We start from the raw sequence: 15,192 nt of genomic DNA on the forward strand, positions 1-15,192 counted from the left end.
CGCCTTTCGGAGCCGGAGAATATCAGGAATGCCGCCTGCAGTGCGGCAGAACACGGGAGAGACTTCATGAAGCGCAACCTGCTTGCAGGCGTCGCACTCTTCGCCCTCGCGGCCTCGGCGGCCCAGGCCCAGGACCTCGTCTTCGAGCCGGGCGAGGATGACCGGTTCAGCTGGGACGCCTATGAGGAGTATGTGGCGAACGCCCCCGACCTCACCGGCCAGACGATCACCGTGGCCGGGCCGTGGCTGAGCTCGGAGCGTGACAGCGTCGTCGCCGTGTTCGACTATTTCGAGGCCGCCACCGGCGCCGTCGTGGACTATTCCGGCTCCGACAGCTTCGAGCAGCAGATCGTGATCGACGCCGAGGCGGGCTCCGCCCCCAACCTCGCCGTCTTCCCGCAGCCGGGCCTCCTGCGCGTCATGGCCGAGCGCGGCCTCGTCGAGCCGCTGGAGGACGAGACCCGCGACTGGATCGCCGAGAACTACGCCGCGGGCCAGTCCTGGGTCGATCTCGCCACCTTCGACGTGGGCGGGACCGAGGACCTCTACGGCATCTTCTTCCGCGTCGATCTGAAGTCGCTGGTCTGGTACGTGCCCGAGAACTTCGAGGATGCGGGCTACGAGATCCCCACCACGATGGAGGAGCTCAAGGCGCTCACCGACCAGATCGTCGAGGATGGCGGCACCCCGTGGTGCATCGGCCTCGGTTCGGGTGGTGCGACCGGCTGGCCCGCGACCGACTGGGTCGAGGACATGATGCTGCGCACGGCGGAGCCCTCGGTCTACGACCAGTGGGTGGCCAACGAAATCCCGTTCGACGATCCGCAGGTGATCCGCGCGATCGAGGAGTTCGGCTACTTCGCCCGCAACGACGACTATGTCGCCGGTGGCGCGGGCGCAGTCGCCACGACCGACTTCCGCGACAGCCCGCAGGGCCTCTTCTCCTTCCCGCCGGACTGCTACATGCACCGCCAGGCGTCCTTCATCCCCGCCTTCTTCCCGGAAGGGACGGAGCTCGGCCTCGACGCCGACTTCTTCTACTTCCCGGCCTATGAGAGCGAGGATCTGGGCGCACCGGTCCTGGGTGCAGGCACGGTCGTCGGCATCACCAATGACAGCGACGGCACCCGCGCGCTGGTCGACTTCCTCAAGCAGCCGATCGCGCACGAGGTCTGGATGGCGCAAGGCGCGTTCCTGACCGCCCATGCCGGCGTCAACCCGGAGGCCTACGCCACCGACGCGCTGCGCGCGCAGGGTCAGATCATCCAGGATGCGACCACCTTCCGCTTCGACGGCTCCGACCTGATGCCGGGCGCGATCGGCGCGGGCGCGTTCTGGACCGGCATGGTCGACTATGCGGGCGGTGCGGATGCCGAAGGCGTCGCGGGCTCGATCCAGGAAACCTGGGAGTCGCTGCAATAGGTTCTGTAACCTGTTACAGTTGCAACAACGGACCGGGCGCGCCCTAGCGCCCGCTCCACCGACCAAGGCGCGCGCAAGACGCGCCATTGCGTAACACGGTTTGGGGAGGAAGACGCGCGATGGATGTCATCGTCTACGCCATCGTCACGATGGTGATCGGGGTGGCGGCCTGCGCCGGCTACTTCTACGGCACGAACGCCCTCTTGGACCGCATCTACCCCGACAGCGGTGAGAATGCGGCGAGCAACATCAGCAAGGCCAACGCGATCCGCCCGTGGCTCTTCCTCGCACCCGCGATGCTGATCCTGGGCCTTTATCTCGTCTATCCGCTCTTCAACTCGCTGATCCTCTCCTTCTACGACGAGCGGGGCGAGAACTGGGTCGGCCTCGACAACTACATCTGGATGATCGGGGACGAGAAGTTTCTCGAGAGCCTGTTCAACAACGCGATGTGGCTGATCATCGTGCCTGCCGCAGCGACCTTCTTCGGGCTGATCGCGGCCGGGCTCACCGACCGGATCTGGTGGGGCAACATCGCGAAATCGCTGATCTTCATGCCGATGGCGATCAGCTTCGTCGGCGCCTCGGTCATCTGGCGCTTCATCTACGACTACTCGGGCGAGGGCGACGACCAGATCGGGCTCCTCAACGCCATGGTCACCAGCCTCGGCGGCACGCCGCAGGCCTGGATCACCATCCCGTTCTGGAACGACATCTTCCTGATGATCATCCTTATCTGGATCCAGACCGGCTTTGCCATGGTCATCCTCTCCGCCGCCCTGCGCGGCATTCCGGAGGAGACGGTGGAGGCTGCGGTGCTCGACGGCGCCTCGCCGCTGCAGATCTTCTTCAAGATCAAGATCCCGCAGATCGCGGGCACCATCGCGGTGGTCTGGACCACGATCACCATCCTCGTGCTCAAGGTCTTCGACATCGTCTTCGCTATGACCAACGGCGAGTGGGGCACGCAGGTGCTGGCCAACTACATGTACCGCCAGTCCTTCATCCAGCTCGACTTCGGCCGCGGCTCCGCCATTGCGATCGTCATCATGATCCTCGTGGTCCCGATCATGTGGTGGAACATCCGCAACGCGATGAAGGAGAATACGTGATGGGTGGCGTCGGCAAGAACCCGGCCCTGGTCTGGGTCGTCAACCTCTCCGCCATCCTGCTGGTGGTGCTCTGGACGATCCCGACCTTCGGCATCCTCGTCTCCTCCTTCCGCGATCGCGACGCGATCTCGACCTCCGGCTGGTGGACGGCGCTGAGCGCGTCCGAGCAGTCGCTCGTCGCCCGCGCCGCGGCCCCGGACGATGCGGAGCAGCGCGGCGGCCAGTGGGTGATCGAGGGCAACGTCTTCGGCGACGCCGAGGGCTCGCTCAACGCCTGGGGCGTCCGCGCGCAGGAGCCCACCGCCTTCACACCAGGCGAGACGACGGAGCTGCGCAGCGGCGGCGTCATGCAGGTCGAGGCCGACGGCGCCTACTCCATCACCTATGCCGAGGAGCCGGAGGGCCGTCGCGGCGACCGGATCTTCTACACCTCCGCGGTGCCGCCCAGCTTCTCGACCGAGAACTACGATCGGGTGATGACGTCCGAAGGCGTGGCGCAGAGCTTCCTCAACTCGCTCACCGTGTCGATCCCGGCGACCGTCATCCCGATCCTGATCGCGGCGTATGCGGCTTACGCGCTCGCCTGGATGCAGTTTCCGGGAAGGCCGCTCCTGATCGCGGCCGTCGTCGGCCTGCTCGTCGTGCCACTACAGATGTCGCTGATACCGCTTCTGGAGATCTACAATGGCGTCGGGCAGATCTTCGGCGTGCCGGCCAAGACCTATGCCGGGATCTGGCTCGCCCATACGGGCTTCGGCCTGCCGCTCGCGATCTACCTCTTGCGCAACTACATGGTCGGCTTGCCGCGCGAGGTGATCGAGAGTGCCAAGGTCGACGGCGCCTCGGATTTCGAGATCTTCATGAAGATCATCCTGCCGCTGAGCTTCCCGGCTCTGGCGAGCTTCGCGATCTTCCAGTTCCTGTGGACCTGGAACGACCTGTTGGTCGCCAAGGTCTTCCTCACCTCGTCGGACAACCAGATGGTGCTGACGGGCCGCCTCGTGGAGCTTCTGGGCTCGCGCGGTGGCGATTGGGAGATCCTGACGACCTCCGCCTTCATCACGATCATCATTCCGCTGATCGTGTTCTTTTCGATGCAACGGTATCTCGTGCGAGGGCTCCTCGCCGGATCGGTCAAGGGTGGCTGAGACATGAACATGGCGATGTCCGTGAAACCTGCGGGACAGCAGGAAGTGGACAAGGACTGGTGGCGCGGCGCGGTGATCTATCAGATCTATCCGCGCTCCTACCAGGATTCGAACGGCGACGGGGTGGGGGACCTTTCGGGGATCATCCACCGCCTGCCGCATATCGCGAGCCTCGGCGTGGACGCGATCTGGATCTCGCCCTTCTTCCGCTCGCCTATGCTCGATTTCGGCTACGACGTCTCAGATTACCGCGACATCGATCCGCTCTTCGGCACGCTGGGGGACTTCGATGCGCTGATCTCGCGTGCCCACGACCTGGGGCTGAAGGTCATGATTGACCTCGTCCTCTCCCACACCTCCGACCAGCACGTCTGGTTTCAGGAGAGCCGGTCGTCCCGCGACAATCCCAAATCCGACTGGTACGTCTGGGCCGATGCGAAGCCCGACGGGACACCGCCCAACAACTGGCTGTCGATCTTCGGCGGCTCCGCGTGGGAGTGGGACGGGGAGCGGCAGCAGTACTTCCTGCACAACTTCCTCAAGGAGCAGCCGGACCTCAACCTGCACAACATGGATGTGCAGGACGCGCTTCTGGACGTAGCACGCTTCTGGCTCGACCGCGGCGTCGACGGCTTCCGCCTCGACACGATCAACTTCTACTTCGCGGACAAGGAGCTGCGGGACAACCCACCGCTCGCCCCCGAGCTGCGCAACGACTCCATCGCGCCCGCGGTGAACCCCTACAACTGGCAGGAACACCTCTACGACAAGAACCAGCCGGAGAACCTGGAGTTTCTCAAGCGCTTCCGCGCGCTGATGGAGGAGTATCCGGCGATCACCTCCGTCGGTGAGGTCGGCGACGCGCAGATCGGGATGCAGATCCAGGCCGAGTACACCTCGGGCGGTGACAAGGTCCACATGTGCTACGCCTTCGAGTTCCTGGCCCCCGATCAGCCCTCGGGCAACCGGGTCTCCGCCGTGCTCAAGAAGTTCTCCGAGGTCGTGAGCGAGGGCTGGGCCTGCTGGGCCTTCTCCAACCACGACGTCGTCCGCCATTCCAGCCGCTGGAATCTGGGTGAGGCGGCGCAGCGGGTCTATGCGGGCCTCCTCCTGTCGCTCCGCGGCTCCGTCTGCCTCTACCAGGGCGAGGAGCTGGGCCTCACCGAAGCCTATGTGAGCTACGAGGAGCTTCAGGACCCCTACGGCATCCGCTTCTGGCCGAAGTTCAAGGGCCGCGACGGCTGCCGCACGCCGATCCCGTGGTCGCCCGACGGGCCCAATGGCGGCTTCACCGACGGCAAGCCCTGGCTGCCCGTCGCCATGGAGCATCTGGGCAACGCCGTCTCGATCCAGGACTGCGACGACCGCTCGATGCTCGCCTTCTATCGCGAGATGATCGCCTTCCGCAAAGCGCATCCTGCGCTCGTGAAAGGCACGTTCGAGATGGTGCAGGCCGAGGCCGACATCGTCTCCTTCATCCGCACCGAACAGGATGGGGAGCGCGTCTTCTGCGCCTTCAACCTGTCCAACACCGCCCAGCCGATCCGTGTGCCCGATGGCGCGTGGCGGCAGGACATGGCCGCGCCCTTCCAGGCGGTGGTCAACGACAAGGGCGTCACGCTGCCGCCCTACCAAGCTTACTTCGCCCAAGAAGACCGATAAGGCCGGGCGTCGCACAACACGGGGAGAACTAGATGTCGTCGCTGCTGCTGAAGGATGTGAAGAAGTCCTACGGGACCGTTGAGGTCCTCAAGGACATCAACCTCGACATCGAGAGGGGCGAGCTCATCGTCTTCGTCGGCCCGTCCGGGTGCGGCAAGTCCACGCTCCTGCGCATGATCGCGGGGCTCGAGACGATCACCGGCGGCGATCTCTTCATCAACGAAAAGCGGATGAACGACGTGCCGCCCTCCAAGCGCGGCATCGCCATGGTCTTCCAGTCCTACGCGCTCTACCCGCACATGACGGTCTACGACAACATGGCCTTCGCACTGAAGGTCGCGAAGATGGACAAGGGCGAGATCGACAAGCGGGTGCGCAATGCGGGCCGCATTCTGCAGCTCGACCAGTATCTCGACCGTCTGCCGAAGGCGCTGTCCGGCGGCCAGCGGCAGCGGGTGGCCATCGGCCGCTCCATCGTGCGCGATCCGGACGTCTACCTCTTCGACGAGCCGCTCTCGAACCTCGACGCCGCCTTGCGCGTCGACACCCGGATCGAGATCGCGCAGCTCAAGGAGAACATGCCTGACTCGACGATGATCTACGTGACCCACGACCAGGTGGAGGCGATGACGCTCGCCACCCGCATCGTGGTCCTCAACAACAAGACCCACACGGTGGCCCAGTTCGGAACCCCGCTGGAGCTCTACGAGCGGCCCGAAAACACCTTCGTCGCGCAGTTCATCGGCTCGCCCAAGATGAACCTCTTCCCCGCCACGATCAGCGAGCCGGGTGACGCGAGCACCGGCATCACCATCACCGCGGGCGGCTCCGGCACCGTGCCGGTCGGCTCGGCCGGCATGTCCGGCGGCACCCAGGTCCAGTTCGGCGTGCGGCCCGAGGATTTCGTGGTCGCGGGCCCCGGCGACACCGTCGTCTACGAAGGCACCGCCGAGTATACCGAGAAGCTGGGCGAGGTGACCGTCGTCTACTTCGCCGCGCGCGAGGGCGAGGCCGCGGCCATCGCCAAGATCCCCGGCATCGCCGACGTGTCCAAGGGCGACAAGCTCGCGCTCACCGTGGACCCGTCCAAGATGCACCTCTTCGACGCGGACGGGCACAGCTTCTTTCACAAGTGATCGGCATACGTCGGCGCGGGCCTCACCCCGTTGACGCAAGGGCGCGTGTGGGCCAGACACGCGCCCTCACTTTGTCCACGAACGGTTTGGAGGCCGGGCGATGTTCCTGATCTGCGGCGAGGCCCTGTTCGATCTCTTCATGGCGCCGGGCGACGACCCGACGGCCGCCCGCTTCGATGCCCGCGCGGGCGGCTCGCCCTTCAACGTCGCTATCGGGATCGAGCGGCTCGAGGGGACCGCGGGCCTCTTCACCGCGCTCTCCACCGACGCGCTGGGCCGCCAGCTCCGCACCGTGCTGGAGGGGGAGGGGGTGTCCACCCGCTACCTCCTCGACACAGACCGCAAGACCACGTTGAGCGTCGTGGCCCTGGATCCCGAGGGCGTGCCCGCCTACACCTTCTACGGCGACAACGCCGCCGATACCGGCATCACCGAGGCTGACCTGCCGGAGCTGGGCGCGGAGGTCCGTGGCCTCCACCTCGGCTCCTACTCCATCGCCGTCGCCCCGGTCGCCGACGCCGCGCTGACACTGGCGAGCCGCAAGGAAGGGCGCCTCGTCTCCCTCGACCCCAACATCCGCCCAACCGTCGAGCCCGACATGACGATCTGGCGCGCGCGGGTCGAGGCGCTGCTGCCCCATGTCGACGTCCTCAAGATCTCGACCGAGGACCTCGAACACCTCTACCCGGGCCTCGCCGCCCCCGCCTTCGCGACGAAGATGCTCGGGGCCGGCGTGCAGCTCGTCGTCGTCACCGACGGAGGCGAAACCGCGATGGGCTGGACCGCCGCGGGCATTGAGGCGACCGCCACCCCGCCAAAGGTGCACGTCGTCGACACGGTCGGGGCTGGCGACACCTTCATGGCCGCCCTCCTGATGCAGTTGGGTCGCCATGATGACATCCATGCTGCAATTGCGAAGATGGACGTTGCCTCGCTGCAGGCGATGCTGCAATTCTGCGCCCGCGCCGCGGCCCTCACCTGCACACGGCAAGGGGCGGACCTGCCCCGGCTCCCGGAACTTCAAGAAGGGTAAACACCCCATGGTCTCCCGCGTCATCCCGGTTCAGCCCTTCGACCTCGTGATCTTCGGCGCGACCGGCGATCTCGCCCGCCGCAAGATCCTGCCGGGCCTCTACCGCCGCATGCTCGCAGGCCAGATGCCGACCGAGGCGCGCATCATCGGCGCGGCCCGCTCCAAGCTCACCGCCAAGGCGTTCCGCGAGATGGTGGAGGAGGCGCTGGAGACCTTCATCGGCAAGGAGAGGCTGGACGCGGGCACCGTGAAGACCTTCCTCGCCGCCCTCCACTACGTCGCCGTCGATGCGGGCGGCGAGGGCGGCTGGAAGGAGCTCGGCGCGATCCTTGGCCAGGATCCACGCCCCGTCCGCGGCTTCTACCTCTCCGTCGGCCCCAGCCTCTTCGGCCCGATCGCAGCACGCCTCCACCATTCCGGCATCGCGACCGAGACCAGCCGCATCGTGGTGGAAAAGCCGCTCGGCCACGATCTCGGCTCTGCCCAGGCGCTCAACGCCCAGCTCGCCGAGAGCTTCGATGAGAGCCAGATCTACCGGATCGACCACTATCTGGGGAAGGAAACGGTCCAGAACCTGATGGCCGTCCGCTTCGCCAACGCCCTGTTCGAGCCGCTCTGGAACGCCCGCTTCATCGACCACGTCCAGATCACGGTGGCCGAGAACATCGGCGTCGGCGGCCGCGGCGGCTACTATGACAAGTCCGGCGCCATGCGCGACATGGTCCAGAACCACCTGATGCAGCTCCTCTGCCTCACCGCCATGGAGCCCCCCGCCCAGTTCGAGGCGGATCGCGTCCGCGACGAGAAGCTCAAGGTCATCCGCTCCCTCGAACCCGTCACACCCGAGGATACCGTCCGCGGCCAGTACCGCGCGGGCAATGGCGAGCCGAGCTATGCCGAGCATGCGGAGAACCCCGACAGCACTACCGAAAGCTACGTCGCGCTCAAGGTGAACATCGCCAACTGGCGCTGGCAGGGCACGCCCTTCTACCTGCGCACCGGCAAGCGCCTGCGCGCCCGCCTCAGCGAGATCGCCGTGGTCTTCAAGGAGCCGCCCCACTCGATCTTCCCCAAGCTGCCCGCGCACCAGACCAACGCCCTGATCATCCGGCTGCAGCCCGACGAGGGGATCACCCTGCGCATGACGATCAAGGAGCCGGGACCGGGCGGCATGCGCCTCGCCGACGTGCCCCTCGACATGAGCTTTGCCGAGGCGCTGGGCCCGAGCGCGGAATCCATGCCTGACGCCTACGAACGCCTCATCATGGACGTGATGCGCGGCGACCAGACCCTCTTCATGCGCGGGGACGAGGTCGAGGCGGCGTGGGAGTGGACCGACAGGATCCTCGCCGAATGGTCCGAAAGCCGCGACAAGCCCAAACCCTATGACGCGGGCGGCTCCGGCCCCGAAAACGCGCTGGAGCTGATGCACCGCGACGGACGCCGCTGGCGGGAGATCGAGGCATGATCCGTTACGAGACACGCAAGGACCTGATGACCGGTCTCGCCGCGCAGGTGATGGGCGAGCTGACCGCGGTCCTCGACCAGAAACCCCACGCGACCCTCGCCGTGCCCGGCGGCACCACGCCCGGCCCGTTCCTGCAGGCCCTGTCCGAGGCCCCCCTCGACTGGGCCCGCATCCGCGTGATGCTGACCGACGAGCGCTTCGTCCCCGAAAGCTCCGACCGCTCCAACACCCGACTGCTGCGCAAGACGCTGCTGGTCGGACGCGCGGCCAAGGCCACCCTCGTGCCCTTCTACAAGGAGGCCGACGCGCCCGAGGACGTGCTGGGCGCGCTGTCGGAGGTCATCACAGAGGCGCTGCCGCTCGACGTCTGCGTCCTCGGCATGGGGGCGGACATGCACACCGCCTCGATCTTCCCTGGCGCCGACCGGCTGCAGGACGCACTGGCCGAAGATGCCCCGCCGCTCGTGCCCATGCGGGCCCCGGGCGCGCCGGAGCCGCGGCTTACGCTGACCGCTCCGGTCCTCGCCACCGCACGCCATCTCCACATCCTCATCCAGGGCGACGAGAAGGCGGAGGCGCTGGACCAGGCCCGCGCCGCGGCCTCGCCGGTCGAGGCTCCGGTCCGCATAGCCCTCGACGCGGGCGCCCGGATCCACTGGGCGCCCTGACCTTCATCTTTCCCCAAATACGCGAACGCTCCGCCTGCAAGCCCGCGGCCCGCCGGAGTATTTGAGCGAACTCGAAGGCCTTGACCCTCTCCACCGCCCCCGTCACCGTCGCGGGCAAAACGGGAGGGAAGCCATGTCCGACGTCGTCACCATCACCCGCGAGGGCAATGTCGCCATCGTCACCGTCGACAATCCGCCGGTGAACGCTGTCGGGCAGGCGGTGCGGCAGGGCCTGTGGGACGCGGTGCCGGAGCTCGACGGGGATGACGGCGTCGAGGCGGTCATCCTCGCCTGCGCCGGCCGCACCTTCATCGCGGGTGCCGACATCCGCGAGTTCGACGGCGGCGCGATGGAGCCCTGGCTGCCCGATCTCGTCGAGCGTATCCATGCCGCGAAGAAACCCTGGATCGCGGCCCTCTTCGGCACCGTGCTCGGCGGCGGGCTGGAGACGGCGCTGGGCTGCCACTACCGCATCGCGCATCCCGCGACCAAGATCGGCCTGCCCGAGGTCTCCCTCGGCATCCTGCCCGGCGCGGGCGGCACGCAGCGCACGCCGCGGATCACCGGGGCGGCGGCCGCCGTAAAGCTCGTGACGACCGGCGCGCCGATTGGGGCGCAGGAGGCGGAGAAGATCGGCCTCGTCGATCGCCTCGCCGAAGACCTCGCCGCCGAGGCGCTGGCCTTCGCCCGTGACGTGGCGGGCCGCGATGTGCCCCGCCTCGATCCGGCCCCCGCCCAGACCGATCTCACGCCTGCCGACTGGGACGAGCTGCGCACTGAAGTGGAGAAGAAGGCCCGCGGCCAGATCTCACCCGTCCGCGCCTTCGACGCCGTGCGCGCCGCCTTCGAGCTGCCGCTGGACGAGGGCATGAAATTGGAACGCGCTACCTTCCTCGAGCTCAAGGAGACCGATCAGTCGAAGGCCCTCCGCCACGCCTTCTTCGCCGAGCGCGCGGTGGCGAAGCCCGCCGCACTGAAGGGCGCCACGCCGCGCGACCTCGACAAGATCGCGGTCATCGGCGGCGGCCTCATGGGCTCCGGCATCGCCACGGCCGCGCTCAACGCAGGCTACGACGTCGCCATCGTGGAGCAGAGCGCCGATGCCGCCACCGCCGCCCAAGACCGGGTGGCGGGCAACCTCGCCTCCGCCGTCAAGCGCGGCAAGCTCAGCGAGGCGGTGCGCGATGCGACCCTCGCGCGCCTCACCACCGCCGCGGATTTCGGCCCCGTCTCCGACGCCGACCTCGTGATCGAAGCGGTGTTCGAGGAGACGGAGGTGAAGCGCAGCGTCTTCGACCGCCTTGCCGCCGCCGCCCCGCGCGATGCGATCCTCGCCACCAACACCTCCTATATCGACCCCACGAAGTTCACCGCGCAAGTCCCGAACCCCGAGCGGATCATGGGCCTCCACTTCTTCTCCCCCGCGCACATCATGCGGCTGGTCGAGGTGGTGAAGACGCCCGCGACCCATCCGGACGTGCTCGCCACCGGCTTTGCCATGGCCAAGAAGATGCGCAAGGTCGCCGTCCTCTCCGGCATCTGCGACGGCTTCATCGGGAACCGCATCCTCGGCGCCTATGGCCGGATGGCGGGCTACCTCCTGGAGGATGGCGCCTCCGCCCAGCAGATCGACGGCGCGATGAAGGCGTTCGGCATGCCCATGGGCCCGTTCGAGATGTTCGATATGGCGGGCCTCCAGATCGGCTATGCCAACCGCAAGCGGGAGGCCGCGACCCGGCCCGCCGACCAGCGCTACTCCCGCATCCCCGATCTGATCGTGGAGCAGGGCTGGACCGGACAGAAGACCCGCCAGGGCTATTACCGCTACGAGGAGGGGAGCCGCGCGGCCCTCCCATCCCCCGAAACCGACGCCCTGATCGCCACGGAGCGCGCGCATCTCGGCATGACCCCCCGCAGCTTCACGGATGAGGAGATCGTCGCGACCCTCCACGCCGTGCAGGTCAACGAGGCCTGCAAGATCCTGGCGGAGAAGATCGCGGAGCGTCCGCTCGACATCGATGTGGTCAAGATGATGGGCTACGGCTATCCGCGCTGGCGCGGCGGCCCGATGCAGGAGGCCGACGCCCGCGGCACCGACCGGGTCCTCGCCACCATGCAAGGCATAGCGGCGGCCGATCCCGGAAGCTGGCAGGTGTCCCCGCTCCTGTCAGATCTGGGATCGGCCGCACGCCCCTTTGCCGGCCTGAACGGCTAGGGGTGGGGACCCGTGTCGCCGCCAGTGCCCCCCAGCATGCGACGACACGGGCCCCCCGCCACCGGCGCGACCGGGCGGCCCCCTCGAACGGCCCGATGCGCATCACGGCGACGTCGTTTCGCGGCTCAGCGTTCGGCCGCGAGTCTCTGCGAAGCGAAACGGTCGAGCTCGGCTGCGATCAGCATCAGGCTGGTGACGCCGTTTGCATCGGACGAGCGTGCCAGCGCGTAGGCGGCGCGTTCGACGAGCTCCGACGCGAGCTGCAAGGCACGCAGCTCGGCCTCTTCGGGGTGGTGCTCCCGAAGCGTGTCATAGATGTCGGTCGCTGCCGGCATCCCGTTTCGCCCTGATTGCAGAAGTCTCTGTCGTTTCGTGCCGAGGTAGATACGCAGCCAAACCGCTTCGAGCCATCGCGCACTTACGTGATGAGTCGCGCTTCTCGCTGTATAAGGCTGCTGCCAACCCCAATAATGGCCGCTGACGTACGGTCAGTTACATCAAGTTTACTAAAGACGTGACGTAAATGCGTGTCGACCGTGTGTCTGGAGATGTTCAGGATCTGTGAGATCACCGAATTGCTCTTGCCGCGCGCCACCCAGGTCAGCACTTCACGCTCTCTCGGCGACAGATCGAAGGGTTCGAGTCGCCTCTGTTCGGTGATTTCGCAGAATCGCTGGTGGGAGAGCTGGCAGGCCATCTGCAGCTCCACCACCTGCTCCGCCGTCGGGATCGGCGCGTCGGAGGCGAAGCCGAGGCCCACATACCCGTCGCGCATCCCCGGGCCGTAGACCCGCATGGCGAGCCCGTTGCCGATGCCCCAGTTGCTGAGCTCCTTGAGGTAGCCCTCCTGCTGCTCGGTCAGCTCGGCGAGCTGCGGCGTGTCCGTCCACATGAAGGGGCGTGCCACGCGCCGGGTGAAGGCCGGGATCGGATCGACCTTGTAGAGCTCGTCCTCGATGTAGTGACAGACCCAGTCATCAGGAAAGCCATCGGCGCTGATCGTAACGTCCAGCGCCTCGTTCGCCTCGAAATGGTGATAGCTGACGCGTGCGATGCCGCAGCTATGCAGGAAATCGAGAGTGATCTGCCAGAGGTCCGCGATCCGTTCGATCATCTGAACGCGGCCTATGAATTCATGCAAATCTGCGGACGGCATGGGGTGAGCCTCCGTGCGCGACGTAACGTCACGAAAGGATGCACCAAACCGTTGCACATGGCGATAGCGATCTTCGTCTCATCAGAATGAATGAGGCCGCCTCGCGATTTGCGAAGCGGCCCCGAACCGTCCGAAACGGTGTGTCGGATCAGGCGTTCACCTGATCCTTCAATGCCTTGGCGATCGTGACCTTCACGGCGCGATCGGCTTCCTTCTTCATCTGCTCGCCCGTGGCGGGGTTGCGGACCATGCGCTCGGGCCGGTCGCGGCAGAACACCTTGCCGATGTTCGGGATCGTCACAGCGCCGCCCGCGGCGACTTCCTTGGTCACGACGTCGGACAGGGCGTCCAGGAACTCGGTAGCCGACTTCTTGTCGCTGCCGGTCTGCTCGGCGAGGGCAGCCACGAGCTGCGTCTTCGTCATCGGTTTTTGTGCCATTTTAATCCCTGAAGTTTCTTCTCAAAGGTTTGCCGGGGTCTGCCCGAGCTCCGCCACACTTGACCTCAAAGACCCGTGAGCCGCAACGCATTTCTGCTTATTTCTAAGGCCGCTGTGACGAAAACGCTTCGGTCCGAAGGGTCAGAGGAAGGCCGTTTCATCGAAGCTTCGCAACTTCCGCGAGTGTAACCGTTCGAGCGGCATTTCGCGAAGTGCCTCCATCGCATTTATACCGATTTCAAGGTGTTGAGCGACTTGTCGCTTATAGAACTCGGTCGCCATGCCCGGAAGTTTGAGTTCTCCGTGCAAAGGCTTGTCCGAAACACACAGCAGTGTGCCATATGGGACACGAAAGCGGAATCCATTCGCTGCGATCGTCGCACTTTCCATGTCGAGCGCGATGGCCCGCGACTGGCTCAGCCGCTGCACCGGACCGGACTGATCGCGCAACTCCCAGTTGCGATTGTCGATCGTGACCACGGTGCCCGTGCGCATGATCCGCTTGAGCTCGTAACCCCCCAGCCCCGTGACCTTTTCCACGGCCTGTTCCAGTGCCACCTGGATTTCGGCCAGCGCCGGGATCGGCACCCAGACCGGCAGATCGTCGTCGAGGACGTGGTCCTCCCGCACATAGGCGTGGGCGAGCACGTAATCGCCGAGGCTTTGCGAATGGCGAAGACCCGCGCAGTGACCCAGCATAAGCCACGCATGCGGTCGCAAAACGGCAATGTGGTCGGTGATGGTCTTCGCATTCGAGGGACCGACCCCGATATTGACCATCGTGATCCCGTTCCCATCGGCCCGCGTCAGGTGATAGGTCGGCATCTGCGGCAGCTTCTTCACCAGCTCGCCCGTCGTGCCCTCCCGCGTCGTCATCCGCCCGCCGGGCTCGATGAAGGCGACGTAGTCGTTGTCCTCCTTCAGTTGCCCCTGCGCCCAGGTCACGAACTCGTCCATGTAGAACTGGTAGTTGGTAAAGAGCACGTGGTTCTGGAAATGCTTCGGGCTCGTCGCCGTGTAGTGGGCGAGGCGCGCCAGCGAGTAGTCCACCCGCTGCGCGGTGAAGGCCGCGAGCGCCCGGTGGCCGAACTCGTCCTTACCGGCGGTTCCGTTGACGATGTCATCGTTCGTGGTCTCCAGATCCGGCACGTCGAAATGATCGCGCAGGGGCCGGCCGAGCCGATCCTCGATCGAGCCCTCCACATGCGCGCCCTCGGGCAGGGCGAAGTGCAGCGGGATCGGCGTCTCGCTGACGCTCACCTGCACCGGCACGTTGTGGTTTCTCATCAGGAGGCCGATCTGCTGGATGAGGTAATGCCGAAAGAGATCGGGCCGCGTCAGCGTTGCCGCATAGGTGCCGGGCTCTGAGACATGGCCGAAGCTCAACCGGCTGTCGACCCATGCGAACGAGGTCGTCGTCATCTCCAGCCGCGGGTAGTAGGCGCGGTAACGCCCCTCGGGCTCCGCCCCGCCCATGATCGCCTTGAACCGCTCGCGCAGGAAGGTCGTCGCCTCGTCGTAGAGCGCCATGATGTGCTCCACCGCCTCGCCTGCATCGGAACAGATCTTGGCGCCGCGCGGCGCAGGGGTCAGGACGGGAAGCTCGGCAGGGGCGTCGGGTACGCGCATCATGTATCTCCGGTAGGTCGGTCTTGGCGCCGACATGGACGATTGTCGTGACGGCCTGACGACAGGCCGCCCGGGATACGGTTGTGCCTTATCATCCAAGAGAC

13 protein-coding genes are annotated in these 15,192 nt (G+C 66.3%); 9 read left to right on the forward strand and 4 right to left on the reverse strand.

The window, feature by feature from the left end; translation table 11 throughout:
- Positions 1-66 precede the first annotated feature (66 nt).
- The 9 genes from I0K15_RS11290 (at position 67) to I0K15_RS11330 (ending at position 11,864) form a co-directional block, all read left to right on the forward strand.
- Complete coding sequence (locus I0K15_RS11290) at positions 67-1,422, forward strand: ABC transporter substrate-binding protein (RefSeq protein WP_196101623.1); 1,356 nt, start codon at positions 67-69, stop codon at positions 1,420-1,422.
- 119 nt (positions 1,423-1,541) lie between these two features.
- Positions 1,542-2,534, forward strand: coding sequence for a carbohydrate ABC transporter permease (locus I0K15_RS11295; RefSeq protein WP_196101624.1), 993 nt, complete (start codon positions 1,542-1,544; stop codon positions 2,532-2,534).
- On the forward strand, positions 2,534-3,682 hold the full coding sequence (locus I0K15_RS11300; protein WP_196101625.1) for a carbohydrate ABC transporter permease: 1,149 nt from the start codon (positions 2,534-2,536) through the stop codon (positions 3,680-3,682). The genes I0K15_RS11295 and I0K15_RS11300 overlap by 1 nt, the downstream gene beginning before the upstream one ends.
- A gap of 3 nt (positions 3,683-3,685) precedes the next feature.
- A complete protein-coding gene (gene bglA, locus I0K15_RS11305) occupies positions 3,686-5,344 on the forward strand; it encodes a beta-galactosidase BglA (RefSeq protein WP_196101626.1) in 1,659 nt (552 codons plus the stop codon).
- 32 nt (positions 5,345-5,376) lie between these two features.
- Complete coding sequence (locus tag I0K15_RS11310; RefSeq protein ID WP_196101627.1) at positions 5,377-6,480, forward strand: ABC transporter ATP-binding protein; 1,104 nt, start codon at positions 5,377-5,379, stop codon at positions 6,478-6,480.
- Between the two features lie 100 nt (positions 6,481-6,580).
- Positions 6,581-7,513 (forward strand): carbohydrate kinase family protein, encoded by a 933-nt coding sequence (locus I0K15_RS11315; protein ID WP_196101628.1) that lies wholly within the window; start codon positions 6,581-6,583, stop codon positions 7,511-7,513.
- 7 nt (positions 7,514-7,520) lie between these two features.
- Complete coding sequence (zwf, locus tag I0K15_RS11320; protein WP_196101629.1) at positions 7,521-8,981, forward strand: glucose-6-phosphate dehydrogenase; 1,461 nt, start codon at positions 7,521-7,523, stop codon at positions 8,979-8,981.
- On the forward strand, positions 8,978-9,649 hold the full coding sequence (gene pgl, locus I0K15_RS11325; RefSeq protein WP_196101630.1) for a 6-phosphogluconolactonase: 672 nt from the start codon (positions 8,978-8,980) through the stop codon (positions 9,647-9,649). The genes zwf and pgl overlap by 4 nt, the downstream gene beginning before the upstream one ends.
- 133 nt (positions 9,650-9,782) lie before the next feature.
- Positions 9,783-11,864, forward strand: a complete 2,082-nt coding sequence (locus I0K15_RS11330; RefSeq protein WP_196101631.1) for an FAD-dependent oxidoreductase — start codon at positions 9,783-9,785, stop codon at positions 11,862-11,864.
- Positions 11,865-11,989: 125 nt separating this feature from the next.
- Here the strand turns inward: I0K15_RS11330 and I0K15_RS11335 are convergent, their stop codons facing one another.
- The 4 genes from I0K15_RS11335 to I0K15_RS11350 all read right to left on the reverse strand — a co-directional run bounded on the left by I0K15_RS11335 (position 11,990) and on the right by I0K15_RS11350 (position 15,088).
- Positions 11,990-12,199: a hypothetical protein gene (locus tag I0K15_RS11335; protein ID WP_196101632.1), complete on the reverse strand. Its 210-nt coding sequence runs from the start codon at positions 12,197-12,199 to the stop codon at positions 11,990-11,992.
- Between the two features lie 83 nt (positions 12,200-12,282).
- Positions 12,283-12,978, reverse strand: coding sequence for a LuxR family transcriptional regulator (locus I0K15_RS11340; protein WP_196101633.1), 696 nt, complete (start codon positions 12,976-12,978; stop codon positions 12,283-12,285).
- A 190-nt stretch (positions 12,979-13,168) separates the two neighbouring features.
- Positions 13,169-13,459: an HU family DNA-binding protein gene (locus I0K15_RS11345; RefSeq protein ID WP_196101634.1), complete on the reverse strand. Its 291-nt coding sequence runs from the start codon at positions 13,457-13,459 to the stop codon at positions 13,169-13,171.
- A 141-nt stretch (positions 13,460-13,600) separates the two neighbouring features.
- A complete protein-coding gene (locus tag I0K15_RS11350; RefSeq protein ID WP_422393981.1) occupies positions 13,601-15,088 on the reverse strand; it encodes an AMP nucleosidase in 1,488 nt (495 codons plus the stop codon).
- Between the last annotated feature and the right edge of the window lie 104 nt (positions 15,089-15,192).

Origin of the sequence: Pontivivens ytuae (assembly GCF_015679265.1) — a bacterium.
Taxonomy (GTDB): domain Bacteria; phylum Pseudomonadota; class Alphaproteobacteria; order Rhodobacterales; family Rhodobacteraceae; genus Pontivivens; species Pontivivens ytuae.